Below are 661 nucleotides of genomic sequence, written 5' to 3' on the forward strand. Positions count from 1 at the left end.
TTATGGCGTTTCCTACATTAACTCTGATTCAGGTCGCCGTGCCGAATGGTCGATTCGCCAAGCGAAAGGCCCTCAAACAATTTACTACAAAGCGCAGTTCTTAGTTGATCCACAAGCTAAAGTGGAACCACTGCCTCCTGCTGGCGATATCACGCCACCGACTTTATCCGCTCCGCAACAAGCGGCAGCAAGCGCCCTAATCGATCAAGCCATGAGCCGTTCTGCGGACAACGTGACGTTTGCACGCGAGTTAATCAAAGCGCTTAACGATCCAGACAGCCAAAACTCCGCTCTATTATTGAACGATTTTGACCGCACCGATGCACTGCACAAGATTCTTCTGTCAGCTGGCGTTCAAAGTAAAATTGTTGGCGTAATCGAGCTTGAAGATGGCCGTCGTCGTCAAACTATCCAACCGATGGTGCAAGTTTGGTCTGGAAAAGATTGGGTTCTGTTCTCGCCAAATTCAGAGCAAAAAGCAGTAAAACCTAACCTTCTTGTTTGGGATGAATCGAACGTTTCGTTACTTGACCTTGTGGGAGGCAAGAACAGCCAAGTTCATTTCTCCATGATCAAACAAGAAGTGACGCCTCAACAAGCGACAAACAACAAGGTTGAGGCCGATGGCCTGCTTAACTTATCAATCCACAGCTTGCCTCTA

Annotated in this window: 1 protein-coding gene; it reads left to right on the forward strand. The window is 48.0% G+C overall.

Features of this window, described 5'->3' with window-relative positions:
• Window positions 1–661 (forward strand): UUP1 family membrane protein (locus R7R78_RS26915; protein WP_225474708.1); only part of this gene is annotated, 661 nt, incomplete at both ends.

It is taken from the genome of Vibrio sp. 2134-1 (genome assembly GCF_033339495.1).